Consider the following 25673-nt stretch of genomic DNA (forward strand, 5'->3'; position numbering starts at 1 on the left):
GACGCTCAGTGTTCGTTGCGTGCAATGACCTCCGCCGCTGTCAGCGGCGTGTAGCCAGCATCAGAGGCGGCGAATGCGCGCTGGAGCTCTGCCCTGATCTGCTCGAAGGAATGGCGCCCGGGCTGCCTCACATCGCGGATAACAGTCTCATCGGTGTCGGCCGCGCCGGCATTCGTTGCGCCAGGCACATTGTGCTGATCAGTTGTGGCGGTGATACGCGGCATGGCTTGCTCCATCGTCTTGACGAAGCACGAAACGAAGTCGCGAGCCAGTGCGCAGGATCGAGAATATTGCCGGACGGACTAAGTCGTCATTGCGAGCGTCAGCGAAGCAATCCAGGGCGGCCGCGCGCCACGCCCCCTGGATTGCTTCGTCTCTGCGCTCCTCGCAATGACGACCTTTCACAGAATGAACCGGCTCAGATCGGCGTTCTTGGCGAGGTCGCCGATGCGTGCTTCGACATAAGCCGCGTCGATCGTCACGCTCTCGCCGCCGCGGTCGGTCGCAGTGAACGAGATCTCGTCGAGGATGCGCTCGATCACGGTCTGGAGCCGGCGGGCGCCGATGTTCTCGACCGTCGAATTGACCTCGACCGCGATGCGCGCGATCGCCGCGACCGCGTCGGAGGTGAAGTCGATCGTGACCTGCTCGGTCGCCAGCATCGCCACCGACTGCTTGATCAGGCTGGCCTCGGTCTCTGTCAGGATGCGTTTGAAGTCCTCGACGTCGAGCGGCGAGAGCTCGACCCGGATCGGCAGACGTCCCTGCAGTTCCGGCAGGAGGTCCGACGGCTTCGAGACGTGAAAGGCACCCGACGCGATGAACAGGATGTGGTCGCTCTTCACCGGCCCGTGCTTGGTCGCGACGGTCGTGCCCTCGATCAGCGGCAGCAGGTCGCGCTGCACGCCTTCGCGCGAGACGTCGGCGCCGCCGCGGCCCTCGCGGGCGCAGATCTTGTCGATCTCGTCGAGGAAGACGATGCCGTTGTTCTCGACCTCGCGGATCGCCGCCTGGACGATCGCGTCCTGGTCGATCAGCTTGTCGCTTTCCTCGGCGAGCAGCGGCGCGTAGGCGTCCTTGACCAGCACGCGCTTGGGCTTGCCGCGCTGGCCGAAAGCCTTGCCCAACATGTCGGAGAGGTTGATCGCGCCGATCGAGGCGCCGGGCAAGCCGGGCACTTCGAACATCGGCGCGCCCGAGGCGGCCGAGGCGATCTCGACCTCGATCTCCTTGTCGTCGAGTTCGTTGTTGCGCAGCTTGCGGCGGAACGAGTCGCGCGTCGTCGCGCTCGCCGTCGGGCCGACCAGGGCGTCGAGCACGCGCTCCTCCGCCGCGACATGCGCCTTGGCCTCGACATCCTTGCGCCGGCTTTCGCGCACCAGGCCGATCGCGACCTCGACCAGGTCGCGCACGATCGATTCGACGTCGCGGCCGACATAGCCGACCTCGGTGAACTTGGTCGCCTCGACCTTGAGGAACGGCGCATTCGCCAATTTGGCGAGGCGGCGGGCGATCTCGGTCTTGCCGCAGCCGGTCGGCCCGATCATCAGGATGTTCTTGGGCGCGACCTCCTCGCGCAGCGGCCCTTCCAATTGCTGCCGGCGCCAGCGATTGCGCAGCGCGATCGCGACGGCGCGCTTGGCGTCCTTCTGGCCGACGATGAAACGGTCGAGCTCGGAGACGATCTCGCGGGGGGAAAACGACGTCATCAAACAGGTTCCTGGAACATGATCAGCGCGGGGCCGTCGCCGGTCTCGCGGACTTCTAGGGGCGTAAAGCCCGCCTTCTCATAGGCGCGGATCGCGGCGAGATTCTCCGGATCGGGATCGATCACCACCCGCGGCGCGCCTTGCGCCAGCAAATGCCGGGTGAAAGCGCCGATGAAACGGGTGCCGTGGCCCTGACCGAGCATGTCGGCCTCGCCGATGAACTGGTCGATGCCGCGCGTGCCCGCCGGCTGGTCCTGCAGCGGATAGTCCGGCCAAAGGGACGGGTCCCAGCTCTGCTGATGGGCGAAGGGCCGCCCGTCATGGCTGACGATCAGCGCCTCCATGCTGGGATCGCCGAAGATGCGCGCGATCTCGGCTAGTTCCTCGTCGGGATCGCCCCACCAGCGCCGGACATGGTCCTGTTCGAGCCAGCGCGCCAGCATTGGGAAATCGTCTGGTGTCGCGGGAGCGAAGGCGTAGCCGTCGGCGACGAAATTCATGCGGTCTCCAGGCTCTCGATGACCAGGCTGTGATTGGTGTAGACGCAGATGTCGCCGGCGATCTTCATCGCCTTGCGCACGATGACCTCGGCATCGGCCTCGCCGTCGACCAACGCGCGGGCCGCCGCGAGCGCATAATTGCCGCCGGAGCCGATCGCCATCACCGAGCCGTGCTCGGAGGGCTCCGGCTCGAGCACGTCGCCGGTGCCGGAGATCAGCAGCGAGACCTCCTTGTCGGCGACGAGCAGCATGGCTTCGAGCCGACGCAGATAACGGTCGGTGCGCCAGTCCTTGGCGAGCTCGACGCAGGCGCGCAGGAGCTGCGTCGGGAACTGCTCCAGCTTGGCTTCCAGCCGCTCGAACAAGGTGAAGGCGTCGGCGGTCGCGCCGGCGAAGCCCGCGATCACCGCGCCCTTGGCGAGGCGGCGCACTTTCTTGGCGTTGCCCTTCATGATCGTCGGGCCGAGCGAGACCTGGCCGTCGCCGCCGATCACGACCCGGCCGCCCTTGCGCACCATCAGGATGGTGGTCGCGTGCATCACGGGGGCGTTGCTAGTCTCTGACATTGCGATTCGGTCTCGGATGAACGGTCAACAGGAACCGCCAAGATGTTCAGGCTGAAGCCCGGTATCAAGAGCGACCCGGTGAAACGCTGGAATCTCTCCGAACGCGTCTTCTTCGCCTGCGGCGCCTGCCACATCCTCGCCTACGCCTTTCTGGACGCCTATCCGGAGCACGGTTTCCATGCCGTCTGGATCAGGCCGGCCGAGAGCTTCACCGGCAACCACGTCTTCGTCACGAATGGCCGGACGGCCTTCGATTTTCACGGCTATCGCTGCGAAGAGGCCCTGGTCGCGCATCATTGGGCCAAGGGCCGGCTCTGGTGGCCAGGCTGGGACGGGACGCTGGTGCCCCTGCCCCAGGATGTGTTGGTCAGCGAAGCGAAATCGAAGACTTATGACGGGCTCTGGCTGCGCGAGCCCGGCCAGTTCCTGCACGACGCCTTGCCGCGGGCGCGCGCCTTCCTGCGCCGCTTTGGTCCGCCGCCGGGATAGCGATCCGCGTCCGCGCCTGCTAAAGCGGGCACGGTTTTCAGGCGTTACAGAGGTCAGCATGCGTTCGGGCGAAGTGAAGCGCCGCACCAACGAGACCGACATCGCGGTCAAGCTCGTGCTCGACGGCACGGGCAAGGCCGAGATTGCGACCGGTATCGGCTTCTTCGACCATATGCTCGATCTCTTCGCCCGCCATTCGCTGATCGACACCACCGTCAAGGTGAAGGGCGACACCCATATCGACGACCACCATTCGGTCGAGGATGCCGGCATCGCGCTCGGCGAGGCCTTGAAGCAGGGGCTCGGCGACAAGAAGGGCATCCGCCGCTATGCCGATGTCCACCTGCCGATGGACGAGACGCTGACCCGCGTCGCGGTCGACGTCTCCGGCCGGCCCTTCCTGATCTTCCGGACGCAGTTCAGGGCGGAGAAGATCGGCACCTTCGACACCGAGCTGGTGCGCGAGTTCTTCCAGGCCTTCGCCATCAATGCCGGGCTGACCCTGCATGTCGAGACGCTCTATGGCGACAATGCCCACCATATCGCCGAGAGCTGCTTCAAGGGGCTGGCGCGGGCGCTGCGCCAGGCGCTGGAGGTCGATCCGCGCGAGGGTGGCCGTGTGCCCTCGACCAAGGGCGCTTTGTAGGGGATCGCTGCCATGGCGTTCTATCAGGCTCTGATCCCGCCGCCGGGCGCCGGTGGCCTGCGCGAGGAGGTCGAGCAGGCTCGTCTCCTGCCCGAGAGCTTCACCTTTGCGGCCCTGATCTTCGGCGGTGTCTGGCTGCTGTTCAAACGGCTCTGGCTCGCGTTCATCCTCTATGCGCTGGTCTGGGGCGGGCTGGTTTATCTGCAGCGTCAGGTCGGCTTCTCCTTTCTCGCGGTGATGCTGTCGCATACCGCCCTTGCGGTCTTTCTCGGCTTCGAGGGCCAGAACCTGATCGCCCGCAAGCTGTTGCGGCAGGGCTGGCGGCTGGTCGACGTGATCGAGGCGCCGGATCTCTCCAGCGCCGAGCGTCGCTTCTTCGAGCGGGCTCTGCCGGCCGGCGCGTCGCCGCGCGTCGTCGAGGCGGCTCCCGCTTCCGCGCGCTTCGCGCCGAGCTCAGCGCCGGTGATCGGCCTCTTCCCCGAGGCGAACGGACGATGAGCCAGACCGTCACCATCGTCGATTACGGCTCGGGCAACTTGCACTCGGCCGCAAAAGCCTTCGAGCGCGCTGCCAATGAGGCCGGCATCGCCGCGACCATCCGTGTCACCAGCGATCCCGCCGAGGTCCGCGCCGCCGACCGCATCGTGCTGCCCGGCGTCGGCGCCTTCGCCGATTGCCGGCGCGGGCTCGATGCCGTCTCCGGCATGGTCGAGGCGCTGGAGGAGACCGTCCGGGGCAAGGGCCGGCCCTTCCTCGGTATTTGCGTCGGCATGCAGCTCATGGCGAGCCGCGGCCTCGAATACGTCACCACCGAGGGCCTGAACTGGATTGCCGGCGACGTCGCGCTGATCCGGCCGCAAGATGATTCCCTGAAGATCCCGCATATGGGCTGGAACACGCTGCACCCGCAGGACGAGCACCCGCTGCTCGCCGGCATCGAGACCGGCCCCTCCGGCTGGCACGCCTATTTCGTCCACTCCTATGCGCTGACGGCCGCAAAGCCTGAGGAGGTGCTGGCGCTGACCGATTATGGCGGCCCTGTCACCGCGATCGTCGCGAGGGACAATATCGCCGGCACGCAGTTCCACCCCGAGAAGAGCCAGAAGCTCGGCCTCAAGCTGATCGGTAATTTCCTGAGGTGGGCGCCGTAGCTAGCCAAACAGCTCGCCCTGATCCGGATCGCGCCTGACAACATGCAGCTTCGCGACATGAGGGTCTGTATTGGTGCGAGCGGCAAGCGATGGCAAATCTCTCCTGAAGCGATTCAATGCCTCAAGTCGAGATCCTGGAAATTTTTCTTCAGTCAAAATTTCGTATATACGACGGGGGTCGATATCAAACTGTGCAGAAATGCGTTTGATATACTCGCCTTTCCACTTCAAAAGCCAAATTTCTACAGCATCTTCATTCGTCAAAAGCGCCATTTTGGCCTCGCGAAGAACGCGAGGGCACCTTGACCATGGAGCAGAATTTTGATTCGATGAGATTGCACATCTGCTGCATCCCGTGGTGCCCACAAATCATTACGGGTCGGAAAGCCGGGTCTGACCACCCGGCTTTCCTTTTGATCGATTCGGAGTCTTCCCGCGGTCCGGCCGAAAGTCAAACAAAACAAATCCGGAACATCAGCTGTAACCAATTGATATATAGCTAGTTCCCTTTTTGTTCTGATTTGCTGGCGAGTTGTCCCCGTTGTCCCCAAAGGCAAGCTATTGATCCTCTTTCCCGCCATCGACCTCAAGGAAGGTCGCTGCGTCCGCCTGAAGCAGGGCGACATGGACCAGGCGACGATCTTCAACGACGATCCCGCCGCCCAGGCCGCGACCTTCGAGGCCCAAGGCTTCGAGTGGCTGCACGTCGTCGATCTCGACGGCGCCTTCGCCGGCAAGCCGATGAACGCGGCCGCCGTCGAGGCGATCCTGCAGGGCGTCCGCTTCCCGGTGCAGCTCGGCGGCGGCATCCGTGACATGAAGACGGTCGAGGGCTGGCTTTCGAAGGGCATCGCCCGCGTCATCATCGGCACGGCCGCGGTGCGCGATCCCGGCTTCGTCCGCGAGGCGGCGAAAGCCTTTCCGGGCAAGGTCGCGGTCGGTATCGATGCGCGCGACGGTTTCGTCGCCGTGGAGGGCTGGGCCGAGACCTCGGCCTTGGCCGCCGACGATCTCGGCCGCCGCTTCGAGGACGCCGGCGTCGCCGCGATCGTCTACACCGACATCGCCCGCGACGGCATGCTCCAGGGCATCAACTGGGACGGCACGATCGCGCTGGCCCATGCGCTGACGATCCCGGTGATCGCCTCGGGCGGGCTCGCCTCCATGGCCGATATCGAGCGCCTCTGCGCGCCCGACGCCGCGATCCTCGAAGGCGCGATCACCGGCCGTGCCCTCTATGACGGCCGGATCGACCCGGCCGCGGCGCTGGCTCGGTTGGCCAAGGCGGACAAGGGAGCGGCGGCATGACCCTGAAGACCCGCATCATCCCCTGCCTCGACGTCAAGGACGGCCGCGTCGTCAAGGGCGTCAAATTCGTCGATCTCGTCGATGCCGGCGATCCCGTCGAGGCGGCCAAGGCCTATGACGCGGCCGGTGCCGACGAGCTCTGCTTCCTCGACATCACCGCGAGCCATGAAGCGCGGGGCACCCTGCTCGACGTCGTCACCCGCACGGCCGAGGCCTGCTTCATGCCGCTGACGGTCGGCGGCGGCGTGCGCAAGGTCGAGGACATCCGCGCTTTGCTGCTGGCCGGCGCCGACAAGGTCGCGATCAACACGGCGGCGGTGACCAATCGCCCCTTCGTCAAGGAAGCGGCGGAAAAATTCGGCGACCAGTGCATCGTCGTCGCCATCGACGCCAAGCAGGTCACGCCCGGACGCTGGGAAATCTTCACCCATGGCGGGCGCAACGCCACCGGCATCGACGCGATCGCCTTCGCCCGCGAGGTCGTCTCGCTCGGTGCCGGCGAATTGCTGGTGACCTCGATGGACCGTGACGGCACCAAATCGGGCTACGATATCGGCCTGACCCAGCGCATTGCCGATGCCGTCTCGGTGCCGGTGATCGCCTCCGGCGGCGTCGGCGATCTCGACGATCTCGTCGCCGGCGTCCGCGACGGCCATGCCTCGGCCGTGCTCGCCGCCTCGATCTTCCATTTCGGCACTTACAGCATCCCGCAGGCCAAGGCGCATATGGCCGCTGCCGGCCTCGCGATGCGGCTGGACTGACGAAGATGGCCGATTTCACTCTCGCCGATCTCGAACGCATCGTCGCTGAGCGCGCGGGCGCCGCGCCGGAGGAATCCTGGACGGCCAAGCTTTTGGCCGCCGGTCCCGAGCGCGCCGCCAAGAAGCTCGGCGAGGAGGCGGTCGAGGCCGTGATCGCCGCCGTGAAGGGCGATCGCGACGAACTGATCGCCGAGAGCGCCGATCTGCTTTATCATCTTTTGGTCGTGCTCAGGTCCCGCGATGTTGCATTGCGGGACGTCTTGAGCCAGCTTGAGGCCCGTACTGCGCGCTCCGGCCTGGCCGAGAAGGCAGCGCGGCCCCGTTAGAAATCGAGGCGAGTGTCGCGTTGAACCTCGAAGCCTGGAAGACGGGGGGCATCATGGACCAGCGTCCGATCGCGGCGCCATCCGCCCCCGATCTGGTCTCGCCCTATCGCACGTTCTCGCGTGACGAGTGGGCGCATCTGCGCGCCGACACGCCGCTGACGCTCTCCGTCGACGATCTCACCAGGCTGCAATCGATCAACGACCCGATCTCGCTCGACGAGATCGTCGCGATCTATTTGCCGCTCTCGCGCCTGCTCTCGCTCTACGTCGCCGCGACGCAAGGGCTGTTCAAGGCGACGCAGCGCTTCCTGATGGCCGAGGCCGAGGCCAAGGTCCCCTATGTCATCGGCGTCGCCGGCTCGGTCGCGGTCGGCAAGTCGACGACGGCGCGCGTGCTCCAGGCGCTGCTCTCGCGCTGGCCGAACACGCCGAAGGTCGAACTCGTCACCACCGACGGCTTCCTGCTGCCGAATGCCGAGCTCGAGCGCCGCGGCCTGATGCAGCGCAAGGGCTTCCCGGAGAGCTATGACAGCGCCGCGATCCTGCGCTTCCTCTCCGAGGTCAAGGCCGGCAAGCGCGCCGTCAGCGCCCCCGTCTATTCGCATCTGGTCTATGACGTCGTGCCCGGAGAGCAGGTCACGGTCGAGCGGCCGGACATCCTGATCCTCGAAGGGCTCAACGTCCTGCAGGCGAGCCGCCTGCCGAGGGACGGCACCATCATCCCCTTCGTCTCCGACTTCTTCGACTTCTCGGTCTATCTCGACGCCGACGAGAACGACCTGCACCGCTGGTACGTCAACCGCTTCATGACGCTACGCCAGACCGCCTTCCGCGATCCGCGTTCCTTCTTCCGCAAATATGCCGAGATCGGCGAGGACGAGGCGCTCTCGATCGCCGAGAAGCTCTGGACCGGCATCAACCTGCCCAATCTGCGCGAGAACATCGTGCCGACCCGCCAGCGCGCCAGCCTGATCCTGACCAAGGGCGCCAGCCACCGCATCCAGCAGGTCTCGCTCCGGCGGCTGTAGCGCGAGGCCAAAGCCGCTGCGTCTGAAATCGCGATGACGACCTATGTCGCCCTGCTGCACTCGATCGTGCTCAGCCCCGGCAAGCGCGTGGTCATGGCGGACCTGAAGACGATGGCGGTGGAGCTCGGCTTTCGTGATCCGCGTACCTGGGTCGCCACCGGCAATCTCATCTTCGAGGGCGAGGATGTGCCCCTCACGGCGATCGAAAGCCGGTTGGAGGCTGGCTTTCGCGCCCGTTTCGGCAAGCATGTCGACATCATCCTGCGCAAGGCTGAGGCTTGGAAGCGGCTCGCCGCCCACAATCCCTTCCCGAACGGGAAGGGCCCCGATATCGGCATCCGCGTCATGCGAAAGCCGCTCGGCACCGACGCTTTGTCCATGCTCCGCGGGATCGCCGCGCCTGGCATTACGCTGGCCCTTGCTGACGGCGATCTCTGGATCGATTTCGGCGGCAAGCCGGAGGAGACGAGGCTGCTCTCGCATCTGACGACAAAAAAACTCGGCATCGGCACGCTGCGCAACGCCAACACGATCAAGGCGCTCGCCGCGATGCTGGACTGATGCCGCTCGATTTCGCCTCCCTCGGCCTGATGGCCGGCGCGGCCTTCGTCGCTGCGACGCTGCTGCCTGCGCAGTCGGAGGCCGTCTTCGTTGGCCTGCTGGCGGCGAAATCGGTCGATCCGGCGCTGCTCTTCATCGTCGCCTCCATCGCCAACACGGCCGGCTCGGTCGTCAACTGGTGGCTCGGCCGATTGATCGCGACGGGCGGCGTCGAGCGCCTCCCGGCGCGATTGCGGCCCGATCCCGTGCGCTTCGCCAAGGCGCAGGCCTGGTTCGCCCGTTTCGGTTGGCCGTCGCTGCTCTTCGCCTGGCTGCCGATCGGCGGCGACCCGCTGACCTTCGTCGCCGGTTCGCTGAACTATCCGCTGCTGCGCTTCATCCTGCTGGTGTTCATCGGCAAGGCGGCGCGCTATGCCTTGCTCTGGGCGGGCTGGGCCGCCGCTGCATAAGCATTTGCGCGGATTCCGGTCTCGGGCTACCAGCGAGGCCCCTTTTGATGGAGACCAGATCATGAGCATCAAGCGCATCGCCCCCGGCCCGCGCATGTCGAAGGCCGTCGTGCATGGCAACACGGTCTATCTCGCAGGTCAGGTCGCCGACAAGGCGGCCGGCAAGAGCGTCGGCGAGCAGACCAAGGACATCCTCTCGATCATCGACGGCCTCCTGGCGGAGGCCGGCACCGACAAGTCGAAGCTGCTGATGGTCAACATCTGGCTCTCGGACATGTCGACCTTCGCCGAGATGAACGCCGTCTGGGACGGCTGGGTCTCGGCCGGCAACACGCCGGGCCGCGCTACCGTGGAGGCCAAGCTCGCCGGCCCGCAATACACCGTCGAGATCGCGGTCATCGCCGCGATCTGATCGCGTTCACGCAGGGGTGGCGGGCTTACAAACGTGAATCCGGAACTCGCCACCATCCTGGCCCGTGTCTCGCAGCGCGAGGGCGTTCCCCCCGCGCTGCTGCTCGGTGTGCTCGCCTCGATGGGCGACGCTTCCGGCAAGCCCGACTTCACCCGCATCGAGAACAATCTGGCGCGCCGCGCCGGCGATTTCCGCAGCCTGCAGGCTAGGCTCGCCAAGCCGTCCGGCGACGATCCCGAGCGCGACCGGCTTCAGGGACAGGCGGTGCAGGCGCTGGCCGATGGCAAGCTCGCCGAAGCCGACCGTCTGCTCGCCTTGGCCGAACAGCGCAATCTCGATGGCGCGGTCGCTCCTGACAAGTTGTCGCGCGACCGCTTGCTCGCCGCCGCCGCCGGCCGCGCCGATCGTGGCGCGGTGGCGATGCTGCACCTCAATCCGCAAGCCTATCGCGATGCCGCCGAGCGCTATGCAGAGGCGGCGCTGATCGCCGATTCGGCCGAAGCTGGCAGCGGGCTCACCTATGCCTGGATGCAGGCCGATGCGCTGGCCCGGCGCGGTGCCGATTTCGCCGACAAGTCGGCCTTCGTCGCCTCGATCGGCCAGTTGCAGGGCCTGCTCGCCAAGCTCGACAATTTCGACCAGACCGTGCCCTGGGCCGAGACCCAGCTTCGGCTGGCACGCTCGCTCACCGGCCTGTCGCATTTCGATGGCGGCGGTGCTTTGCTCCGGCAGGCGGTCGAGATCTACCGCACGACCCTGGATGATCTGCAGCGCGCCAAGGCGCCGCGCCTCTGGACCACGCTGCAGACCCGGCTCGGCGAGGCCCTGGCCCGGCTCGGCGAGATCGAGGACGATGCCGGCCTGCTCGACGAGGGCGTCGCCGCCTTTCGCGCTGGGCTCTCCGGGATGACGCGCGCCGACATGCCGCGCGAATGGGGCCGGCTGCAATGGGAGCTCGGCAAGGCCCATGTCGCGCTCGGCCTGCGCGCCAGCGGCGTCTCCGCCTTCGAGGCGGCGGTGAACTGCTTCAAGCTGGTGCTCCACGACCGGCCGCGCGAGAGCGCCCCGCTCGAATGGGCCGAGGTGCAGGACCGGATCGGCGCCGCGCTGGTCGGGCTCGCCGGCTATTACAACGAGCCGGTCGTGCTGGAGGAGGCGATCGCCGCCTACGACGCGGCGCTGGAGGTCAGACGCCGCGAGATCGTGCCCTCGCTCTGGGCGCAGAGCGCCGCCAACCGGGCCGAGGCGCGGCTGGAGCTGTCCGAGCGTATCCGCGACCGCGCCGAGGCCGAAAGGGCGACCACCGAGCTCGTCATGGCGATCGAGACGCTGCGCAGCCTGGGCCTCGCCGCCGACGCAAAGCGCCGCGAGCCGAGGCTGCGGCGGGCCGCAACCCTGGTCGAGGCTCTTCGGAAGGCTTGATCAGCCTTTCACGCGCAAGGCGGTGAGCCGCTCCAGCGCCTTGTCCAACGTCGCATCATGCTTGGCGAAGCAGAAGCGCACGACATTGCGCACCGCTCCTTCCGCATAGAAGGCACTGACCGGGATCGCGGCGACGCCGTGCTCGGCAACCAGCCGCTGGCAGAAGGCGACATCGTCGCTCTGCCCGAGCGGGCCGATATCGACATTGAGGAAATAGGTGCCGGCGCTCGGCAGCACGCTGAACCCGAGGTCGCGCAGGCCGCCAGCGAAGCGATCGCGCGAGCGCTGGAAATCGGTTCGCATCCCCTCGAAATAGGCGTCGTCCTTGCCGAGGCCGTAGGCGACCGCCGCCTGCAGGTTCGGCGGCGTCGTGAAGGTGAGGAACTGGTGCGCCTTGGCCAGCACGCGCATCAGCTCCGGCGCCGCCATCACCATCCCGACCTTCCAGCCGGTCAGCGAGAAGATCTTGCCGGCCGAGGAGATCTTGACCGTGCGCTCGCGCATGCCCGGCCGGCTCATCAGCGGCTGATGGCGGTGGCCGTCGAAGACGACATGCTCCCAGACGTCGTCGCAGATCGCGACGGCATCGTGCCGGATGCAGAACGAGGCGAGCAGATCGAGATCGGCCGCGCTGAAATTGGTCGCGGTCGGGTTGAGCGGGTTGTTGAACAGCACCGCCTTGGTCTTCGGCGAGAAGGCCTTCGCCAGCGCCTCCTCGCTCAGTCCGAAATGCGGCGGCGTCAGCGTCACGAATTTCGGGGTGCCGCCGGCGCGGCGCACCAGCGGCAGATAGGCGTCGTACATCGGCTCGAACAGCACGACCTCGTCACCGGGCGAGACGATCGCCATCAGCGCGCCGGCGATCGCCTCGGTCGCGCCGGAGGTGATCATCACCTCGGCCTCCGGATCGAGCTCCAGGCCCTGCCAATGCCGGAAATGCGTCGCCGTCGCCTGGCGCAGCTCCGGCAGGCCCATCATCGGCGGATACTGGTTCCAGCCCTCGACCACCGCCTGCGCCGCCTTGCGGCGGACATCCTCCGGGCCAGGATCGTCGGGAAAGCCCTGGCCAAGATTGACGGCCTGGTGCTCGCGCGCGAGCCGCGACATGGTTTCGAAGATGGTGGTCGGGAGGGCGGAGAAGATCGGATTCATCGCGGCTTGCTTCGGTCGGGAAGGCGGCAGGGAAGCTCGGATCCCGCCCATAACACGCGCAACGCCGGCGCGCATCGGCCGGGAAAAGCGGCAGATTATGCGGACTGATGAATATTGACATTCGTCAGAAGTCAGTATTCTCTATGCCTCAGCCGGTTCACGCCAGCACTCCACGGTTTCTTCGCCCCTTTGGAGCCGTGGGACGCTGACGTGGATCGGTGAGCTTTTTCTGGGGCTGGAAGCGGGCTAGGCAGGCTCCATGCGTCCTTCCCATCGCACTCCCGCCCTGATGGTGCTCGGCACCGGCTCCAATGTCGGCAAGTCGCTCATCGTCGCCGGCCTCTGCCGCCTCTTTGCCGATCGCGGCCTGAAGGTGCGGCCGTTCAAGCCGCAGAACATGTCGAACAACGCCGCTGCGACCGCACATGGCGAGATCGGCCGGGCCCAGGCGCTGCAGGCGCGCGCCGCCCGGATCGCGGCGCATGTCGACATGAACCCGGTGCTGCTCAAGCCCGAGAGCGAGCGCGGCAGCCAGATCATCCTGCAAGGTCGTGTCGCCGGCCATCTCTCCTCCGGCGATTTCAGCCGCCGCGGCGACTTCCTGCCCAAAGTGCTGGAAAGCTTCGAGCGTCTCAGCGACGGCGCCGACCTTGTCCTGGTCGAGGGCGCGGGTTCGCCGGCCGAGACCAATCTGCGCGCCCGCGACATCGCCAATCTCGGTTTTTCCCGCGCTGCCGGTGTTCCGGCCGTGCTGATCGGCGACATCGATCGCGGCGGCGTCATCGCCAGCCTGGTCGGCAGCCATGCCGTGCTGGATGCCGAGGATCGGGCGATGATCCGTGGCTTCGCCATCAACCGTTTCCGCGGCGATGTCGGCCTGTTCACGCCGGCACTCGCCACGATCACCCGGGCGACGGGCTGGCCGAGCCTGGGCGTTGTGCCCTGGTTCGCCGATGCCGCGCGCCTGCCCGCCGAGGACGCTCTCGATCTGGCGCATGGCCTGCCGGCACGCCCCGGTGCGCTGAAGATCGTCGTTCCCGTCCTGCCGGGCATCGCCAATTTCGACGATCTCGACCCGCTCAAGCTCGAACCCGGCGTCGAGCTTGTCTTTGTCGGCCCCGGCGCAGCCCTGCCCGGCGACGCCGCCCTGGTGATCCTGCCGGGCTCGAAGACGACATTGCGCGATCTCGCCAGGCTGCGGGAAGAGGGCTGGGACATCGACATCCTCGCCCATCACCGGCGTGGCGGCCATGTCCTCGGCCTCTGCGGCGGCTACCAGATGCTCGGCAGGACCGTGCGCGATCCGCTCGGCCTCGAAGGGCCTGCCGCCGCGGCGCCCGGTCTCGGGTTGCTCGAGATCGAGACCGAGCTCACGCCCGACAAGACCGTCAGGGAGGTTGCGGTCGAGCATCCGGCCAGCGGCACGACCGGCCGCGCCTATGAGATCCATCTCGGCGTCAGTGAGGGGCGCGACCGGGCACGCGCGCCTTTCCGCGTCGACGGACAGGCCGAAGGCGCTCGTAGCCCCGACGGAAAGGTCGTCGGGACCTATCTCCATGGCGTCCTGACTTCGGACCGGTTGCGCCGCGCCTTTCTGGCCGATCTCGCCGAAGGGCCGCTCGCGGAAGGCGAAGCCTACGAGCCCGCGGTCGAAGCGACGCTCGACCGGCTGGCCGGGCATCTGGAGCGCTACCTCGATATCGGAACGCTTCTGGAGCTGGCGCGGTCGCGATCCTGACATCGAGCCCGCGTCACGCGAAAAACTGTCAGGATGGCGCAAATAAAGCTTTGCGGATCAATTTGTTGACGACTGACGAAATTCGTCATAGTCAACGATGGCGTCCGCAGACGGCCTATGGGAACAAGTTGTCAGACCGGGAAGTTGCCCTGGCATGAGCACAGTAGAGCGCGATACACGGCACGAGATCATCGACGTCGCCGAGCGGTTCTTCCGCCAGATCGGCTACCAGAAGACCACTGTCGCCGATATCGCCAAGTCGCTGCGCATGAGCCCGGCGAATGTCTATCGGTTCTTCGACTCCAAGAAGGCGATCAACGAGGCGGTTGCCGAACGCTCGATGAGCGAGCTCGAGTCGACGGTCGCTGCCATCGCCGCCGAGAAGCGCCCTGCGGCCGAGCGCCTGCGCGACATCCTCGCCGCGACCTGCCGGATCAATTCGGCCCGCTATCTCGACAATCACCGCCTGCACGAGATGGTCGCCTGCGCGATGGAGGAGAGCTGGGACGTCGTCCGCGGCCATATCGAACGCTATGATGCGATCCTGCGCGCCGTCGTCGCCGACGGCATCGCCAGGGGCGAGTTCACCGCCCGCGATCCGATCACCGCGACCCATTGCGTCCGCATGGCGATGATGCGCTTCCATCACCCGCTCCTGCTCGGCCAATGCGCCGAATTGCCCGGCCCGAATGTCGAGGAGATGATCGACTTCGTGCTGGCCGGCCTGGGTGCCGGCCGCGCCGCGGCCTGAGTCTCTCCGGTTCGCGTTGACAAGGCGCTGGCGGAGCGGGATACCCCGCGGCGCATGCTGAACCTCTCCAAACAGAGCACCAAGAAGCTCGCCATCATCGTCCACGACCTGGCGATGACGGCGCTCGCGATCGTGTTCGTCTTCGCCGTCCGCTTCGACGGCTGGCTGTTCGAGGAGCGGATGCGGCAATTGCCGTCGATCCTGCCCTTCCTCGTCGCCTATGCCGGGGTGGTCTACTGGTTCTTCCAGCTCTACCGCTCGAAATGGCGCTTCGCCTCGCTGCCGGACCTCTCTAACATCGTCCGGGCGGTGACGGTGCTGACCATGACCTTGCTGGTCGTGGACTATGTCCTCGTTGCACCGAATCTTTACGGCTATTTCTTCTTCGGCAAGATCACCCTCGTTCTCTATTGGCTGGTGCAGATCGCGCTGCTCGGCGGCCCGCGGCTGGCCTATCGCTATCTCAGATACTCGCGTTCCAAGCACCATGCGGCGCGTGAGGCGACCTTGCCGGCCCTGCTGCTAGGCCGCGCGGTCGACATCGAGATGGTGATTCGCGCCATGGAATCGGGCGCGATGGGCAAAATGCGGCCGGCGGGCATCCTCTCGCCGCGGTCCGACGATCTCGGCCAGTCCATCAGAGGCGTGCCGGTGCTCGGCCTGCTCTCCCAGATCGAGACGGTCGCGACCGATGCCGGCGAGCGGGGTGAACCATTCCGCCGCATTGTCGCGACGCCGAGCGCCCTGACGGCCGAGGCCGAGCCCGACAAATGGCTCGCCCTGACGCGCAAGCTCGCCATTCCGATCTCACGTCTCGACACGCTCGGCGAGGGGCTGCGCGGCAGCGAACTCGCCCCGCTCGAGATCGAGGACCTGCTGGTGCGGCCCTCGGTCAAGATCGATCGCGAGCGGCTCGAAAGCTTCCTCAAGGGCAAGCGCGTCATCGTCACAGGCGGCGGCGGTTCGATAGGCTCGGAGATCTGCCTGCGTTGCGCCGCCTTCGGCGCGGCTGAGCTGCTGGTCGTCGAGAATTCCGAGCCGGCACTGTTCCATGTCACCGAGGCCTTGGCAGCCCAGGAGCTGCCGATCCGCGTTACCGGCGCGCTCGCCGATGTCCGCGACGCAGCCCGCCTCGATCCGCTGTTCAGGGCTTTCGCGCCGGATATCGTCATCCATGCCGCCGCGCTGAAGCACGTGCCCTATCTCGAAGCCGACTGGGGCGAAGGCATCAAGACCAACATCTTCGGCTCGGTCGTCGCCATGGAAGCAGCGATCGCCGCCGGCGCCGGCATCTTCGTGATGATCTCGACCGACAAGGCGATCGAGCCGGTCTCGATGCTCGGCGCGACCAAGCGCTTCGCCGAGATGTACGCCCAGGCGCGCGACGCCGAATTCGCCAATGGCAATCGCGGCACGCGCCTGGTCGCGGTGCGCTTCGGCAATGTCCTCGGCTCGGTCGGCTCGGTGGTGCCGAAATTCAAGGCGCAGATCGAGCGTGGCGGCCCGGTCACCGTGACCAGCCCGGAGATGATCCGCTATTTCATGACCATCCGCGAGGCCTGCGACCTCGTGCTGACCGCCGCTTCGCATGCGCCCGAGCATGAGGCTCAGGACGAGCGCGCCGCCGTCTACGTGTTGAAGATGGGCCAGCCGCTCAAGATCATCGACCTCGCCGAGCGCATGATTCGCCTCGCCGGCTACGAGCCCGGCGTCGACATCGAGATTGCCGTGACCGGGGTCCGGCCGGGCGAGCGCCTCAACGAGATCCTCTTCGCCAAGGACGAGCCGATGGCCGAGACCGGGCTCGACGGCGTCATGGCGGCCAAGCCGATCTTCGCCGGCCGCGCCCGCATGCAGGGTTGGCTCGGCGATCTCGAGCGGGCGCTGGCGGCGCAGGACAGGCTCGGCGCCGAGGCGGTGCTGGAGGCGGCGATCCCCGATTTCAGCCGGCGTCGGCCCAGTTCGCCGCCAGCCGCGCCAACGCAGTCTTCGTCTCCGCGGGCGGCTGCCAGCCAGCCCTGAGCAGCGCGGCCGGCGAGGCGACGAGCCCGTTCGCCAGCCGTTCATAGGCGCCGCTGCGGCCGGCGAGCCGCGCCGTCAGCGCCAGCAGCGATGCCGGGATCGGGATCAGCCCCGGCCCGCGCCCCAAGCCCGCGCGCATCGCGGCGAGCATGTCGGCAACCGACAGGGGTTCCGGATCCGAAACGATATAGCTGCGCCTGGTCGGGCAGGCCTGCGTCAAGGCGAAGGCGACTGCTTCGGCAAGATTCTCGATCGCGAGCAGCGAGCGTTTGGCAGAGAGCCCGCCGAGCGGCAGCGGCACGGGCAGCCGCGCCAGCTTCAGCAGCGCCGCCATATTGGCCTTCACGCCGGGGCCGTAGACCAGCACCGGCCGCAGTGCCACCCAGTCGAGGTCTAGCCCGGCGAGCCCCTGTTCGGCTGCTAGCTTGGAGCGGCCATAGGCGTCGGTCGGCGCAGGCGCGTCCGCTTCCGACAGCGGACGCAACGCGATTGGACCGCTCTGCGCCCGGATCGAGGACAGCAAGACGAGGCGCCGCACGCCTGCCGCCTGCGCGGCCTGGGCCAGCGCCAGCGTCGCCTGCGTGTTGACCCGTTGATAGCGCTCCTCGGGGATGTCGCCATCGGCATGGGCGAGCCCGGCGCTGTGCACGACGTGGTCGACGCCGTCGAGCAGTGGCCGCCAGTCGACGAAAGCAGCGAGGTCGCCGATCAAGACGTGCTCGACACCGGCGCTGGCAGGCGCCGTGCCCCGGCCCACAGTCCGCACCTGGTAGCCACGCGCGACGAGGTCATCAAGCAGGTGCCGGCCGACGAAGCCGCTCGCGCCGGTCAGCAGAATGCGCTCGCCCTTCACGATTGCGTCCGCTTGCGCGAGAAGCGACGGAGCAGCAGCCCTGTCAGCACGAGCGCCGCCAGCAGGCAGCCGAGCTTCGCGGGGAGTGCCGGCACGGCGATGCTGACCGCCGCGAGCGCGATCAGGCAAAGATTGAGCAGGGCGACCTGCGTGACGATCTCGATGACCTTGAAGCCGTTGTCGGTCGCCTGCTGGTAGAAATGTGAGCGATGCGCCTGCCAGACCTTCTCGCCGCGGGCGAGGCGGCGCAGCAGCGTGATCGTCGAATCCATGACGTGGTAGAGCGGCAGGATCAGCGCCGCGGTCAGCGCGCCGGTGCCGGCGAGGCGATAGAGCAGATAGGCACCGAGCAATCCGAGCGGCAGTGCCCCGACATCACCCAGGAAGATGCGCGCCACCGGTTTGTTGAGCGGCGCGAAACCGATGAGGCCGCCGAGCAGCGCCGCGGCGAGCAGGCCGGTGGCGGGATCGACGATGCCATAACCGGCGGCGAGCGCGATCGCGGCGGAGAGCGGCACCAGCCCGGCGAGGGTGATCCAGTCGATCCCGTCCATGAAGTTGACGAGATTGACGAACCAGGCCCCGGCGATCAGGGCAAGACCGCGCTCGGCCCAGAGCGGCAGCGTCTCCGGCAGCAGCCGCATGTCAGGCGCGGTGTGGAACACGACGATGCCGACGCAGAGAAACTGCAGCGGCAGGCGCAGGGCCGGCGAGAGCGGACGGATATCGTCCCAGGCGCCGACGACGGCGAGCAAGGTGGATGCGGCCATCACCAGGACGAGGCCCTGCCGGGCGCTCGCATCCAAGGGAATGAAGACCAGCGCGAGCCCCAGCGCCAGGAAGGCGCCGGCGAGCACGGCGATGCCACCGCCCTGCGGCGTCGGCGTGCGGTGGCTGGAGCGGGCGTTCGGCCGCGCCAGCGCATAGCGCATCATCAGGGGCCGCAGGGCCAGGCACAGCGCGAAGGCGAGGCCGGCGGCAAGCGCGATCAGCAGGAGGGGGATGAAGCGTTCCAAGGCGGGCGGACCATAGCCAACCCGGGCCGCGTCGCAAGCAGCTCTTGCATCGGCGAGCACAAAAAGAGAACATGCCGGGCATGGCCATCGCCCTGTCCGCCCTCAATCCGCCGCCCGCCCGGCCGGAGATCACCCGCGCCGTCTGTCGCGGCGCCTCGCGCCATCTACGCGAGCGCGGCTATGCCATCGTCAAGGAGATGACCTTCGCCAATGGCCGGCGCGGCGACATCGTCGCGCTTTCGCCATCCGGCGAACTGCTGGTGGTCGAAGTAAAATCGGGGATCGAGGATTATCGCGTCGACGGCAAATGGCCGGACTATCGCGACTATTGCGACGGCTTCCTCTTTGCGGTCGCGCCTGAATTCCCGCTGGAGATCCTGCCCGAGGATGTCGGCCTGATCGTCGCCGACGCCTTCGGCGGCGAGCTGTTGCGCGAGCCGCCGCGCCATCAGCTGGCGCCGGCGCGCCGGAAGATGCTGACCATCGCCTTCGCCAGGCTGGCGGCTGGGCGTCTCTCCGGCATCGAGGATCCGGAGCTGGGTTGAGCGCAGCGTCTTTCCGCGTGACCGGGTTACCGCATCGGGGCACGTGACCTTGGGTAAGATCTGAGCTAGCAGGTTCGGGCTCGCCGGCCGTTTGCAGGTATCGGAATGATGTATAAGCTCATGGTTTCGGCCGCTGCCCTCAGCTTTCTTGCTGTCGGGGCCGCCTCTGCGGAGACGCCCGAGACGATTGTGCGCGGCATATATGCCGGCGGCCTGACGCAGAGCTCGATCGGGCGGCTGCGCGCGCCCGAGAATCGCGCCCGCTATTTCCAGCCCGGCCTTGTCAGATTGTTCGCTGCCGATGACAAGACCGAGAACCTTTGCATCGATTTTGCCATTACGAGCAGCGGAAACGATTACGACGACAAGGAAATCGCGCGCACGCTACGGATCGAGACCAAGGCTGGCGACAACCGCGCCGCAGTGGACGTCCGTTTCCGGAACTTCGGCGAGCCCAACCATATCCGCTACGACTTCGTGCGTGTCGGCGAACTCTGGAAGATCGGCGACATCGCCTCGCTGAGCCATCGCTGGCGCTTGTCGAAACTCCGGTGTTGAGTAGCTCAGCCGGAGGTGCTGCGCTCCGGCAGGGCCAGCGCCTTCGGGCCGATGTTCAGGCTGATCTGCAGGCTGTCGGCAATGCGATGGGCGCGATCGATGAACAGGAACCTGGCCGGGCCGGTGCAGAGTTCGGTGACCGTCGCCTCGAATAACGCAAGCCAGCGCTCGAAATGCTGCATCTCGAGCGGAAGCGGCATATGGACCTGATGCGGCTTGCCGCGATACCGCCCGCTCATCAGCGTCACCGAGGACCAGAAATCGCCCAGCTTGGAAAGATGCGGCCCCCAGTCGTCGCCGAGCTTGGCGAGAAAGATCGGGCCGATCAGCGGGTCCCGGCGTACGCGGCCATAGAAGGTGTCGACCAGCTCGGCGATCAGCTCTTCGGTGATGCGCTCGGGGAGCGCAGCTCCGCTCATCGCGGCGCGCGCTTGGCCAGGATGCGCTGCAAGGTGCGCCGATGCATGCCGAGCCGGCGAGCCGTCTCCGAGACATTGCGGCTGCACAGCTCGTAGACGCGCTGGATGTGCTCCCAGCGCACGCGATCGGCCGACATCGGGTTCTCCGGCGGCACCGGCCGGGCGTTCGGACCGGCGGCCAGCGCCGAATGGATCTCGTCGGCATCGGCCGGCTTGGCCAGGAAATCGTAGGCGCCGAGCTTCACGGCGCTGACCGCGGTCGCGATATTGCCGTAGCCGGTCAGGACGACGCCGCGCGCATCCGGGCGCTTCTCCTTGAGGCGGGCGATCACGTCGAGGCCGTTGCCGTCGCCAAGACGCAGGTCGATCACCGCATAGGCCGGTGCCGCCTCCTCGACCGCCGCGATCCCCGCCTGCACGGACTCGGCGGTCCGCACCGAATAGCCGCGGCCTTCCATGGCGCGGGCGAGGCGGGTCAGGAACGGCTTGTCGTCGTCGACGAGCAGGAGGGACATGTCCCTGCCGGCCGTATCGGTGAGCTCGCCTGTCGTCGGCGCCGTGTCCATCGCCATCATCTCCTGCCGGGTGGGTGGCTGCCCGGCTCACTATCCATTCTACCGATTGCGCGACGCGCTGAAACGCCGCAACGCCTCATTCTGTCGCATATGGGGCCAAAAGCTCCGGGTTTGAAGGCCCGGCGGGGCGATCATCGCGCTCGAAGACGGCGCGCAGCCAGGTGATTCGGATGTTGGCCCCGGTCGCCGGCAGCGGCAGATTGGAGAATTCCAGAGTCGCGCCGCTGCGCTCCAGCAGTGTCTTGGCGATGAACAGGCCGAGGCCGAGGCCGCCGCCGGCGCGCGATTCCTTGGCATGCGAGCGCGAGAGATAGGGGTCGCCCGCCCGCATCAGCACCTCCGGCGGAAAACCCGGCCCGTCATCGGCGATGGTGAGCATGACGGCGCCCTCGGTCCATTGCGCCGTGATCGTCACCTTTGAGCGGGCGAAATCGACGGCGTTGTCGACGATGTTGCCGAGCCCGTAGATCATGCCGGGATTGCGCCGGCAGATCGGCTCGGGCTTGTCGCCGGTGAGAGCGATCTCGAAGGGCACGCCGAAAGGCCGCTGCGGCCCGGCCGCCTCCTCGATCAGCAGCCTGAGCGAGAGCTGGTCGAGCGGGCCGGCATCGTCGTCCTGCAGCGAGGCGAGCTTGCCGAGAATGCCGCGGCAGCGCTCGACCTGCTCGCGCAATAGGGTGATGTCCTCGGCCATCTCGCCCTCCGGCGGGGCGAGCCGCGAGAGCTCGCGGGCGACCAGCGCGATCGTCGCGAGCGGCGTGCCGAGCTCGTGCGCGGCCGCGGCGGCGAGCCCGTCGAGCTGCGAGAGATGCTGCTCGCGTGCCAGCACCAGCTCGGTCGCGGCCAGCGCCTCCGAGAGGTCGCGCGCTTCCTTGGCGACGCGCCAGGCATAGATGCCGGTGAAGCCGAGGCCGAGCAGCAGCGCGATCCAGTTGCCGACCTGATACTGCCACGGGAGCACCGGCCGCTCCGCTCCCGCCCAGGGCAGGGGCCAGTGGACGAAGACGAGCAATGTCGCCAGCCCGGCGGCGAGCAGGCCAAGCGCCAGCGTGTGCCGCGGCGGCAGCGCCGTCGCCGAGATCATCACCGGCGCCAGGAACAGGATCGCGAACGGGTTCTGCAAGCCGCCTGTGAGGTAGAGCAGGGCCGCGAGCTGCAGGATGTCGAAGCCGAGCAGCGCCGTCGCGGCGCCCTCGCGCAGCCGGTGGCTGAGCGGGAAGCGGATGCGCAGGGCGATGTTGAGCCAGGCCGAGACGGCGATGGCGAGGAAGCACCAGCCGAAGGGCAAGGAGAAGCCGAGCCCGAAATGCACGCCGGCGACGGCGACGCTCTGGCCGGCGATCGCCAGCCAGCGCAGGCGCACCAGCGTGTCGAGTCGCAGATGGCGCGGCGCGCCTCCGGGAGCGGATGGAACGAGGTCGGCGATCGTCACGGCGCGCAATCTTCGCAAAGCGCCTGGCGAATGAGGAGTACGAAACTGTGGCTAATCGGCATCACAAGGAAATCTTAGCCCTTTGGACGATTGAATCAGAACAAATTCTACTTAGGCTCCGTTCCCTTGTTGCGCTGCATCGTGGGATGCGGCGCTGCGAAAGAGCGAAAGGGCCGCCATGTCGTTCGCCTACCACGCCTATGAGGCGGTTCATATGATGGTCAGCCCGGCGCGGGCCATGTCCGACGCCATGCAGCTCGCCTTCAAGAATCCGGCGAACCCGCTGACCTACACCCCGTTCGGCCGCACGATCGCCGCCTCCTGCGAATTGTTCGAGCGCACCACCCGCCGCTACGGCAAGCCGGCTTTCGGCCTCGACACCACCACGATGAACGGCGTCAAGGTCGGGGTCGAGGAGCGCGCCGTCTGGCAGCGTCCTTTCTGCAACCTGATCTATTTCGACCGTAAGATCGAAGGTCGCCGCAAACCGCAGCCCAAGGTTTTGCTCGTCGCGCCGATGTCGGGCCACTACGCCACGCTGCTGCGCGGCACGGTCGAGGCTTTGCTGCCCGATCATGAGGTCTACATCACCGACTGGATCGATGCCCGCCTCGTGCCGCTCTCGGCCGGCCGCTTCGATCTCGACGACTACATCGACTACGTCATCGCCATGCTGCAGAAGCTCGGCCCCGACACCCATGTCATGGCGGTGTGCCAGCCTTCCGTGCCGGTGCTCGCGGCGATCGCGCGCATGGAAGCGGAGGGCGATCCCTCCTCGCCGCGCTCGATGACGCTGATGGGCGGGCCGATCGACACGCGCCGCTCGCCGACCGCGGTCAACCAGCTCGCCATGGAGCGCGGCACCGACTGGTTCCGCCGCAACTGCATCACCCGCGTGCCGTTCCCGCATCTGGGCGCCTTCCGCGAGGTCTATCCCGGCTTCATGCAGCTGTCGGGTTTCATGGCGATGAACTTCGATCGCCACCTCACCGCGCATTACGACATGTACAAGCACCTGATCGCCGGCGACGGCGATTCGGCCGAGAAGCACCGCGACTTCTATGACGAATATCTCGCGGTCATGGACCTGACCGCCGAGTTCTACCTGCAGACCGTCGACACCGTCTTCGTGAAGCACGCTCTGCCCAAGGGCGAGATGATGCATCGCGACAAGCCGGTCGATCTCACCGCGATCCGCAGTGTCGCGCTGATGACGGTCGAGGGCGAGAACGACGACATCTCCGGCGTCGGCCAGACCAGGGCGACGCATGATCTGTGCGTCAACATCCCCGACGACATGCGAGTCGAATACCTGCAGAAGGGCGTCGGCCATTACGGCGTCTTCAACGGCTCGCGCTTCCGCTCGGAGATCGCGCCGCGCATCGCCGACTTCATGCTCACCCTCGACATGAAGGCGGCCAAGGAGCGTCGCAACGAGACAGCTGAGACGGCCCGCAAGGCGCTGAAGGTCGCGGGCTGAGTTCAGCCCACCCCTTCCGCTCCCGCCGCGAATCCCGCACAATCGCCGGGATGCGGTTTTCCCTGTTCAGGCGCCAGCCCGATCCCGACCGGATCGAGGTCGCCTATGCCGGCACGCTCTACCCGGTCACCGTCAGGCGGCGCGCGACGGCGCGTCGCCTGACCCTGCGCGTCTCGCAGGCGACCGGCGAGATCACGCTCACCCTGCCCGAGCGCGTCGACTTCACCACCGGCCGCGTCTTCGCCGAGAAGCATGGCGGCTGGATCGCGGCGCGCCTCGCCAAGCGCCCGCAGGGGGTGCCCTTCGAGCCCGGCGCTGTCGTGCCGTTGCGCGGTGTCCCGCACCGCATCGTGCACTGGACCAAGGTGCGCGGGCTGACCCGCGCCACGATCTCGGCCGAAGGCGAGCCGATCATCGCGGTCTGCGGCGAGGCGGCCCATGTCGCGCGCCGGGTCAGCGATTTCCTGCGCCGGGAGGCCCTGGCCGATCTCGAGAAGGCGGTACGCACCCATACCGCCGTGCTCGGCATTCCCGCCCGCAAGATCACCTTGCGTGACACCACCAGCCGCTGGGGCTCATGCTCCTCGAAGGGGCATCTCAGCTTCTCCTGGCGCCTGATCCTGGCGCCGGCGCTGGTGCTCGACTATCTCGCCGCCCATGAGGTCGCGCATCTCAAGGAGATGAACCACTCGCACCGCTTCTGGGCGCTGACGCACAAGCTCTGCCCGCGCACCGAGGAGGCGGAGGCCTGGCTCAAGCGCCATGGCGCGGGCTTGCATGGCTACGGCTGAGGACGCGCAGTCGGTACGCCCTCGCGGATGACGCGGGAGAAATCCGGGCTGTCGGGTTTGAGGCTGCGCGCCTTCTCGCCGATATGGCTCAGCTTCACCAGCTCGTCGAGCGGCATGTCCTGGCGCACCGAGCCGATGTCGCGGAGATAGCCGGGCAGGTAGCCCGAGAGCAGCACGCGCGGGTCGAGCGGCAGCGAGAACTTCCAGGCGGGCGCGACCTGCCCGACGAGATGATAGACTACGGTCGTGCAGTTGGTCGTCAGCGTGTTGTACCAGCGCGGCTCCTGCGCCAGCTGGTTGATGTCCTTGGCGTAGGCCAGCAGCAGGTCGCGCGCCTGGGCTGGCGAGGCGTTGAGCCGGAACAGGCGGGTATCCTCGCCGCGCGCCTGGGTCCTGAGGCCGATCAGGTCGCGCTCGTCGGCGACGACATAGGCCATCTCGTAATTGCGGAAGAAGCCGGCCAGCGCCGACCATTCCTCGCCCTGCTCACGCCTGATCTCGATCGAGATCGTCAGCGGCTCGCTGCCGTCGAAGGGGAAGCTGAGCAGCAGATGCGCGATCGCCTCGCCCGACCAGTAGGACAGGAAGAGGTCGGCGCCCTGGATACGCAAGAGATCGTAGCTGCGGGTTTCCCAGCGCTGGTCGTAGTCGCTCTCTGTCCGCCAGGTGAAATGGCGCAGATTGGTCACGGTCAGGCGTCCATCGGCCACGCTCATCTGCGGCAGGCGCGCCAGCTCGGGGATCCAGTTCCGCTCATGTGACGGCTTCAGCCCGGCCCACCAGCCGAGCAGGCCGACGAAGAGCACGGCGAAGGCCAGCGGCAGGCGCGGCGCACCGCTCCAGATGCCGATGGCACCGGCGAGTGCAGCAAGGCCGAAGCCGACCGCACCGGCGATGCCGAGCGCACCGGGCAGGCGGAAGATCAGAAGCCCAACGCCCCAGGCGGCCGTGCCGAGGACCACGAGCGTCAGCAGAATCTGCAGGAGAACGAAAAAGAGGCGGCTCATCGCCGC

Annotated in this window: 31 protein-coding genes; 19 read left to right on the top strand and 12 right to left on the bottom strand. The window is 67.1% G+C overall.

Annotation, left to right across the window (positions count from 1 at the left end):
- Window positions 1-5 precede the first annotated feature (5 nt).
- From BMZ69_RS19770 to hslV, 4 genes are all read right to left on the bottom strand, one after another.
- Window positions 6-224, bottom strand: coding sequence for a hypothetical protein (locus tag BMZ69_RS19770; protein WP_092159799.1), 219 nt, complete (start codon window positions 222-224; stop codon window positions 6-8).
- A gap of 177 nt (window positions 225-401) precedes the next feature.
- Window positions 402-1709 carry an ATP-dependent protease ATPase subunit HslU gene (hslU, locus tag BMZ69_RS19775; RefSeq protein ID WP_092159801.1) on the bottom strand — a complete coding sequence of 436 codons (1308 nt, stop codon included), beginning with the start codon at window positions 1707-1709 and terminating at the stop codon, window positions 402-404.
- A complete protein-coding gene (locus BMZ69_RS19780; protein ID WP_092159803.1) occupies window positions 1709-2209 on the bottom strand; it encodes a GNAT family N-acetyltransferase in 501 nt (166 codons plus the stop codon). The genes hslU and BMZ69_RS19780 overlap by 1 nt, the downstream gene beginning before the upstream one ends.
- Window positions 2206-2775, bottom strand: coding sequence for an ATP-dependent protease subunit HslV (hslV, locus tag BMZ69_RS19785; protein ID WP_175506889.1), 570 nt, complete (start codon window positions 2773-2775; stop codon window positions 2206-2208). Before hslV ends, BMZ69_RS19780 begins: the two co-directional genes overlap by 4 nt.
- Window positions 2776-2817: 42 nt before the next feature.
- Between hslV and BMZ69_RS19790 the strand changes: the two genes are divergently transcribed.
- From BMZ69_RS19790 to hisH, 4 genes are read left to right on the top strand one after another with little or no spacing between them, the layout of a single operon-like run.
- The gene (locus tag BMZ69_RS19790; RefSeq protein ID WP_092159807.1) at window positions 2818-3264 is read left to right on the top strand and encodes a hypothetical protein; all 447 of its coding nucleotides are present in this window, start codon (window positions 2818-2820) and stop codon (window positions 3262-3264) included.
- 58 nt (window positions 3265-3322) lie between these two features.
- The gene (gene hisB / locus BMZ69_RS19795) at window positions 3323-3910 is read left to right on the top strand and encodes an imidazoleglycerol-phosphate dehydratase HisB (RefSeq protein ID WP_092159809.1); all 588 of its coding nucleotides are present in this window, start codon (window positions 3323-3325) and stop codon (window positions 3908-3910) included.
- Between the two features lie 12 nt (window positions 3911-3922).
- Window positions 3923-4408, top strand: a complete 486-nt coding sequence (locus tag BMZ69_RS19800) for a DUF2628 domain-containing protein (protein WP_092159811.1) — start codon at window positions 3923-3925, stop codon at window positions 4406-4408.
- Window positions 4405-5061, top strand: a complete 657-nt coding sequence (gene hisH / locus BMZ69_RS19805; protein ID WP_092159813.1) for an imidazole glycerol phosphate synthase subunit HisH — start codon at window positions 4405-4407, stop codon at window positions 5059-5061. Before BMZ69_RS19800 ends, hisH begins: the two co-directional genes overlap by 4 nt.
- Here the strand turns inward: hisH and BMZ69_RS19810 are convergent, their stop codons facing one another.
- Complete coding sequence (locus BMZ69_RS19810; RefSeq protein WP_092159815.1) at window positions 5062-5334, bottom strand: hypothetical protein; 273 nt, start codon at window positions 5332-5334, stop codon at window positions 5062-5064.
- Between the two features lie 288 nt (window positions 5335-5622).
- Between BMZ69_RS19810 and hisA the strand changes: the two genes are divergently transcribed.
- The 8 genes from hisA (at window position 5623) to BMZ69_RS19850 (ending at window position 11328) form a co-directional block, all read left to right on the top strand.
- Window positions 5623-6369, top strand: a complete 747-nt coding sequence (gene hisA, locus BMZ69_RS19815; RefSeq protein ID WP_092159817.1) for a 1-(5-phosphoribosyl)-5-[(5-phosphoribosylamino)methylideneamino]imidazole-4-carboxamide isomerase — start codon at window positions 5623-5625, stop codon at window positions 6367-6369.
- A complete protein-coding gene (hisF, locus tag BMZ69_RS19820; RefSeq protein WP_092159819.1) occupies window positions 6366-7130 on the top strand; it encodes an imidazole glycerol phosphate synthase subunit HisF in 765 nt (254 codons plus the stop codon). The genes hisA and hisF overlap by 4 nt, the downstream gene beginning before the upstream one ends.
- Window positions 7131-7135: 5 nt before the next feature.
- A complete protein-coding gene (locus tag BMZ69_RS19825; protein WP_092159821.1) occupies window positions 7136-7456 on the top strand; it encodes a phosphoribosyl-ATP diphosphatase in 321 nt (106 codons plus the stop codon).
- A 53-nt stretch (window positions 7457-7509) separates the two neighbouring features.
- The gene (gene coaA / locus BMZ69_RS19830) at window positions 7510-8484 is read left to right on the top strand and encodes a type I pantothenate kinase (protein ID WP_092160041.1); all 975 of its coding nucleotides are present in this window, start codon (window positions 7510-7512) and stop codon (window positions 8482-8484) included.
- Between the two features lie 33 nt (window positions 8485-8517).
- The gene (locus BMZ69_RS19835; RefSeq protein WP_092159823.1) at window positions 8518-9045 is read left to right on the top strand and encodes a DUF1697 domain-containing protein; all 528 of its coding nucleotides are present in this window, start codon (window positions 8518-8520) and stop codon (window positions 9043-9045) included.
- Window positions 9045-9494 (top strand): YqaA family protein, encoded by a 450-nt coding sequence (locus tag BMZ69_RS19840; protein ID WP_092159825.1) that lies wholly within the window; start codon window positions 9045-9047, stop codon window positions 9492-9494. Before BMZ69_RS19835 ends, BMZ69_RS19840 begins: the two co-directional genes overlap by 1 nt.
- Before the next feature lie 61 nt (window positions 9495-9555).
- On the top strand, window positions 9556-9906 hold the full coding sequence (locus BMZ69_RS19845) for a RidA family protein (protein ID WP_092159827.1): 351 nt from the start codon (window positions 9556-9558) through the stop codon (window positions 9904-9906).
- Window positions 9907-9939: 33 nt separating this feature from the next.
- Entirely contained in the window at window positions 9940-11328 is a 1389-nt protein-coding gene (locus BMZ69_RS19850; RefSeq protein WP_092159829.1) for a tetratricopeptide repeat protein, read from the top strand.
- On the opposite strand, the gene BMZ69_RS19855 is transcribed toward BMZ69_RS19850, so the two are convergent.
- On the bottom strand, window positions 11329-12480 hold the full coding sequence (locus tag BMZ69_RS19855; RefSeq protein WP_092159831.1) for an aminotransferase: 1152 nt from the start codon (window positions 12478-12480) through the stop codon (window positions 11329-11331). It abuts the gene before it with no gap.
- A gap of 259 nt (window positions 12481-12739) precedes the next feature.
- Between BMZ69_RS19855 and BMZ69_RS19860 the strand changes: the two genes are divergently transcribed.
- From BMZ69_RS19860 to BMZ69_RS19870, 3 genes are all read left to right on the top strand, one after another.
- Window positions 12740-14218, top strand: a complete 1479-nt coding sequence (locus BMZ69_RS19860; RefSeq protein WP_092159833.1) for a cobyric acid synthase — start codon at window positions 12740-12742, stop codon at window positions 14216-14218.
- 154 nt (window positions 14219-14372) lie between these two features.
- The gene (locus BMZ69_RS19865) at window positions 14373-14969 is read left to right on the top strand and encodes a TetR/AcrR family transcriptional regulator (protein WP_092159835.1); all 597 of its coding nucleotides are present in this window, start codon (window positions 14373-14375) and stop codon (window positions 14967-14969) included.
- Window positions 14970-15023: 54 nt separating this feature from the next.
- On the top strand, window positions 15024-16991 hold the full coding sequence (locus BMZ69_RS19870) for an SDR family NAD(P)-dependent oxidoreductase (protein ID WP_092159837.1): 1968 nt from the start codon (window positions 15024-15026) through the stop codon (window positions 16989-16991).
- Here BMZ69_RS19870 and BMZ69_RS19875 read toward each other — a convergent pair.
- Both BMZ69_RS19875 and BMZ69_RS19880 read right to left on the bottom strand, forming a co-directional pair.
- Entirely contained in the window at window positions 16912-17844 is a 933-nt protein-coding gene (locus tag BMZ69_RS19875; RefSeq protein WP_092159839.1) for an NAD-dependent epimerase/dehydratase family protein, read from the bottom strand. The two genes, BMZ69_RS19870 and BMZ69_RS19875, sit on opposite strands and share 80 nt — an antisense overlap.
- The gene (locus BMZ69_RS19880) at window positions 17841-18860 is read right to left on the bottom strand and encodes an MraY family glycosyltransferase (protein ID WP_244543445.1); all 1020 of its coding nucleotides are present in this window, start codon (window positions 18858-18860) and stop codon (window positions 17841-17843) included. The genes BMZ69_RS19875 and BMZ69_RS19880 overlap by 4 nt, the downstream gene beginning before the upstream one ends.
- An 80-nt stretch (window positions 18861-18940) precedes the next feature.
- On the opposite strand from BMZ69_RS19880, the gene mmcB reads away from it, so the two are divergent.
- Window positions 18941-19405 (top strand): DNA repair putative endonuclease MmcB, encoded by a 465-nt coding sequence (gene mmcB / locus BMZ69_RS19885; RefSeq protein ID WP_092160045.1) that lies wholly within the window; start codon window positions 18941-18943, stop codon window positions 19403-19405.
- A 189-nt stretch (window positions 19406-19594) separates the two neighbouring features.
- Window positions 19595-19963: a hypothetical protein gene (locus tag BMZ69_RS19890; protein ID WP_139219118.1), complete on the top strand. Its 369-nt coding sequence runs from the start codon at window positions 19595-19597 to the stop codon at window positions 19961-19963.
- A 5-nt stretch (window positions 19964-19968) separates the two neighbouring features.
- Here BMZ69_RS19890 and BMZ69_RS19895 read toward each other — a convergent pair whose 3' ends face one another.
- From BMZ69_RS19895 to BMZ69_RS19905, 3 genes are all read right to left on the bottom strand, one after another.
- Complete coding sequence (locus BMZ69_RS19895) at window positions 19969-20382, bottom strand: group III truncated hemoglobin (protein ID WP_092159843.1); 414 nt, start codon at window positions 20380-20382, stop codon at window positions 19969-19971.
- On the bottom strand, window positions 20379-20954 hold the full coding sequence (locus BMZ69_RS19900) for an ActR/PrrA/RegA family redox response regulator transcription factor (RefSeq protein ID WP_175506890.1): 576 nt from the start codon (window positions 20952-20954) through the stop codon (window positions 20379-20381). The genes BMZ69_RS19895 and BMZ69_RS19900 overlap by 4 nt, the downstream gene beginning before the upstream one ends.
- A gap of 79 nt (window positions 20955-21033) precedes the next feature.
- Entirely contained in the window at window positions 21034-22383 is a 1350-nt protein-coding gene (locus BMZ69_RS19905) for an ActS/PrrB/RegB family redox-sensitive histidine kinase (RefSeq protein ID WP_092160047.1), read from the bottom strand.
- A 184-nt stretch (window positions 22384-22567) separates the two neighbouring features.
- Here BMZ69_RS19905 and phaZ point away from each other — a divergent pair, with 184 nt between their 5' ends.
- Together phaZ and BMZ69_RS19915 are read left to right on the top strand one after the other, a co-directional pair.
- Window positions 22568-23869 carry a polyhydroxyalkanoate depolymerase gene (gene phaZ, locus BMZ69_RS19910; RefSeq protein ID WP_092159847.1) on the top strand — a complete coding sequence of 434 codons (1302 nt, stop codon included), beginning with the start codon at window positions 22568-22570 and terminating at the stop codon, window positions 23867-23869.
- A gap of 50 nt (window positions 23870-23919) precedes the next feature.
- Window positions 23920-24660, top strand: a complete 741-nt coding sequence (locus BMZ69_RS19915) for a M48 family metallopeptidase (RefSeq protein WP_092159849.1) — start codon at window positions 23920-23922, stop codon at window positions 24658-24660.
- Here BMZ69_RS19915 and BMZ69_RS19920 read toward each other — a convergent pair.
- Complete coding sequence (locus BMZ69_RS19920) at window positions 24651-25667, bottom strand: Lnb N-terminal periplasmic domain-containing protein (RefSeq protein ID WP_092159851.1); 1017 nt, start codon at window positions 25665-25667, stop codon at window positions 24651-24653. The two genes, BMZ69_RS19915 and BMZ69_RS19920, sit on opposite strands and share 10 nt — an antisense overlap.
- Window positions 25668-25673: the final 6 nt, after the last annotated feature.

Origin of the sequence: Allobosea sp. CRIB-10 (assembly GCF_900112185.1) — a bacterium.
Classification (GTDB): domain Bacteria; phylum Pseudomonadota; class Alphaproteobacteria; order Rhizobiales; family Beijerinckiaceae; genus Allobosea.

What these genes read in the sequence shown, in the direction of transcription:
- BMZ69_RS19770 (WP_092159799.1), bottom strand. Translation starts at nt 224, where the DNA reads ATGCCGCGTATCACCGCCACAACTGATCAGCACAATGTGCCTGGCGCA.
- hslU (WP_092159801.1), bottom strand. Translation starts at nt 1,709, where the DNA reads ATGACGTCGTTTTCCCCCCGCGAGATCGTCTCCGAGCTCGACCGTTTC.
- BMZ69_RS19780 (WP_092159803.1), bottom strand. Translation starts at nt 2,209, where the DNA reads ATGAATTTCGTCGCCGACGGCTACGCCTTCGCTCCCGCGACACCAGAC.
- hslV (WP_175506889.1), bottom strand. Translation starts at nt 2,775, where the DNA reads ATGTCAGAGACTAGCAACGCCCCCGTGATGCACGCGACCACCATCCTG.
- BMZ69_RS19790 (WP_092159807.1), top strand. Translation starts at nt 2,818, where the DNA reads ATGTTCAGGCTGAAGCCCGGTATCAAGAGCGACCCGGTGAAACGCTGG.
- hisB (WP_092159809.1), top strand. Translation starts at nt 3,323, where the DNA reads ATGCGTTCGGGCGAAGTGAAGCGCCGCACCAACGAGACCGACATCGCG.
- BMZ69_RS19800 (WP_092159811.1), top strand. Translation starts at nt 3,923, where the DNA reads ATGGCGTTCTATCAGGCTCTGATCCCGCCGCCGGGCGCCGGTGGCCTG.
- hisH (WP_092159813.1), top strand. Translation starts at nt 4,405, where the DNA reads ATGAGCCAGACCGTCACCATCGTCGATTACGGCTCGGGCAACTTGCAC.
- BMZ69_RS19810 (WP_092159815.1), bottom strand. Translation starts at nt 5,334, where the DNA reads ATGGCGCTTTTGACGAATGAAGATGCTGTAGAAATTTGGCTTTTGAAG.
- hisF (WP_092159819.1), top strand. Translation starts at nt 6,366, where the DNA reads ATGACCCTGAAGACCCGCATCATCCCCTGCCTCGACGTCAAGGACGGC.
- BMZ69_RS19825 (WP_092159821.1), top strand. Translation starts at nt 7,136, where the DNA reads ATGGCCGATTTCACTCTCGCCGATCTCGAACGCATCGTCGCTGAGCGC.
- coaA (WP_092160041.1), top strand. Translation starts at nt 7,510, where the DNA reads ATGGACCAGCGTCCGATCGCGGCGCCATCCGCCCCCGATCTGGTCTCG.
- BMZ69_RS19835 (WP_092159823.1), top strand. Translation starts at nt 8,518, where the DNA reads ATGACGACCTATGTCGCCCTGCTGCACTCGATCGTGCTCAGCCCCGGC.
- BMZ69_RS19840 (WP_092159825.1), top strand. Translation starts at nt 9,045, where the DNA reads ATGCCGCTCGATTTCGCCTCCCTCGGCCTGATGGCCGGCGCGGCCTTC.
- BMZ69_RS19845 (WP_092159827.1), top strand. Translation starts at nt 9,556, where the DNA reads ATGAGCATCAAGCGCATCGCCCCCGGCCCGCGCATGTCGAAGGCCGTC.
- BMZ69_RS19855 (WP_092159831.1), bottom strand. Translation starts at nt 12,480, where the DNA reads ATGAATCCGATCTTCTCCGCCCTCCCGACCACCATCTTCGAAACCATG.
- BMZ69_RS19860 (WP_092159833.1), top strand. Translation starts at nt 12,740, where the DNA reads ATGCGTCCTTCCCATCGCACTCCCGCCCTGATGGTGCTCGGCACCGGC.
- BMZ69_RS19865 (WP_092159835.1), top strand. Translation starts at nt 14,373, where the DNA reads ATGAGCACAGTAGAGCGCGATACACGGCACGAGATCATCGACGTCGCC.
- BMZ69_RS19870 (WP_092159837.1), top strand. Translation starts at nt 15,024, where the DNA reads ATGCTGAACCTCTCCAAACAGAGCACCAAGAAGCTCGCCATCATCGTC.
- mmcB (WP_092160045.1), top strand. Translation starts at nt 18,941, where the DNA reads ATGGCCATCGCCCTGTCCGCCCTCAATCCGCCGCCCGCCCGGCCGGAG.
- BMZ69_RS19895 (WP_092159843.1), bottom strand. Translation starts at nt 20,382, where the DNA reads ATGAGCGGAGCTGCGCTCCCCGAGCGCATCACCGAAGAGCTGATCGCC.
- BMZ69_RS19900 (WP_175506890.1), bottom strand. Translation starts at nt 20,954, where the DNA reads ATGGCGATGGACACGGCGCCGACGACAGGCGAGCTCACCGATACGGCC.
- phaZ (WP_092159847.1), top strand. Translation starts at nt 22,568, where the DNA reads ATGTCGTTCGCCTACCACGCCTATGAGGCGGTTCATATGATGGTCAGC.
- BMZ69_RS19915 (WP_092159849.1), top strand. Translation starts at nt 23,920, where the DNA reads ATGCGGTTTTCCCTGTTCAGGCGCCAGCCCGATCCCGACCGGATCGAG.
- BMZ69_RS19920 (WP_092159851.1), bottom strand. Translation starts at nt 25,667, where the DNA reads ATGAGCCGCCTCTTTTTCGTTCTCCTGCAGATTCTGCTGACGCTCGTG.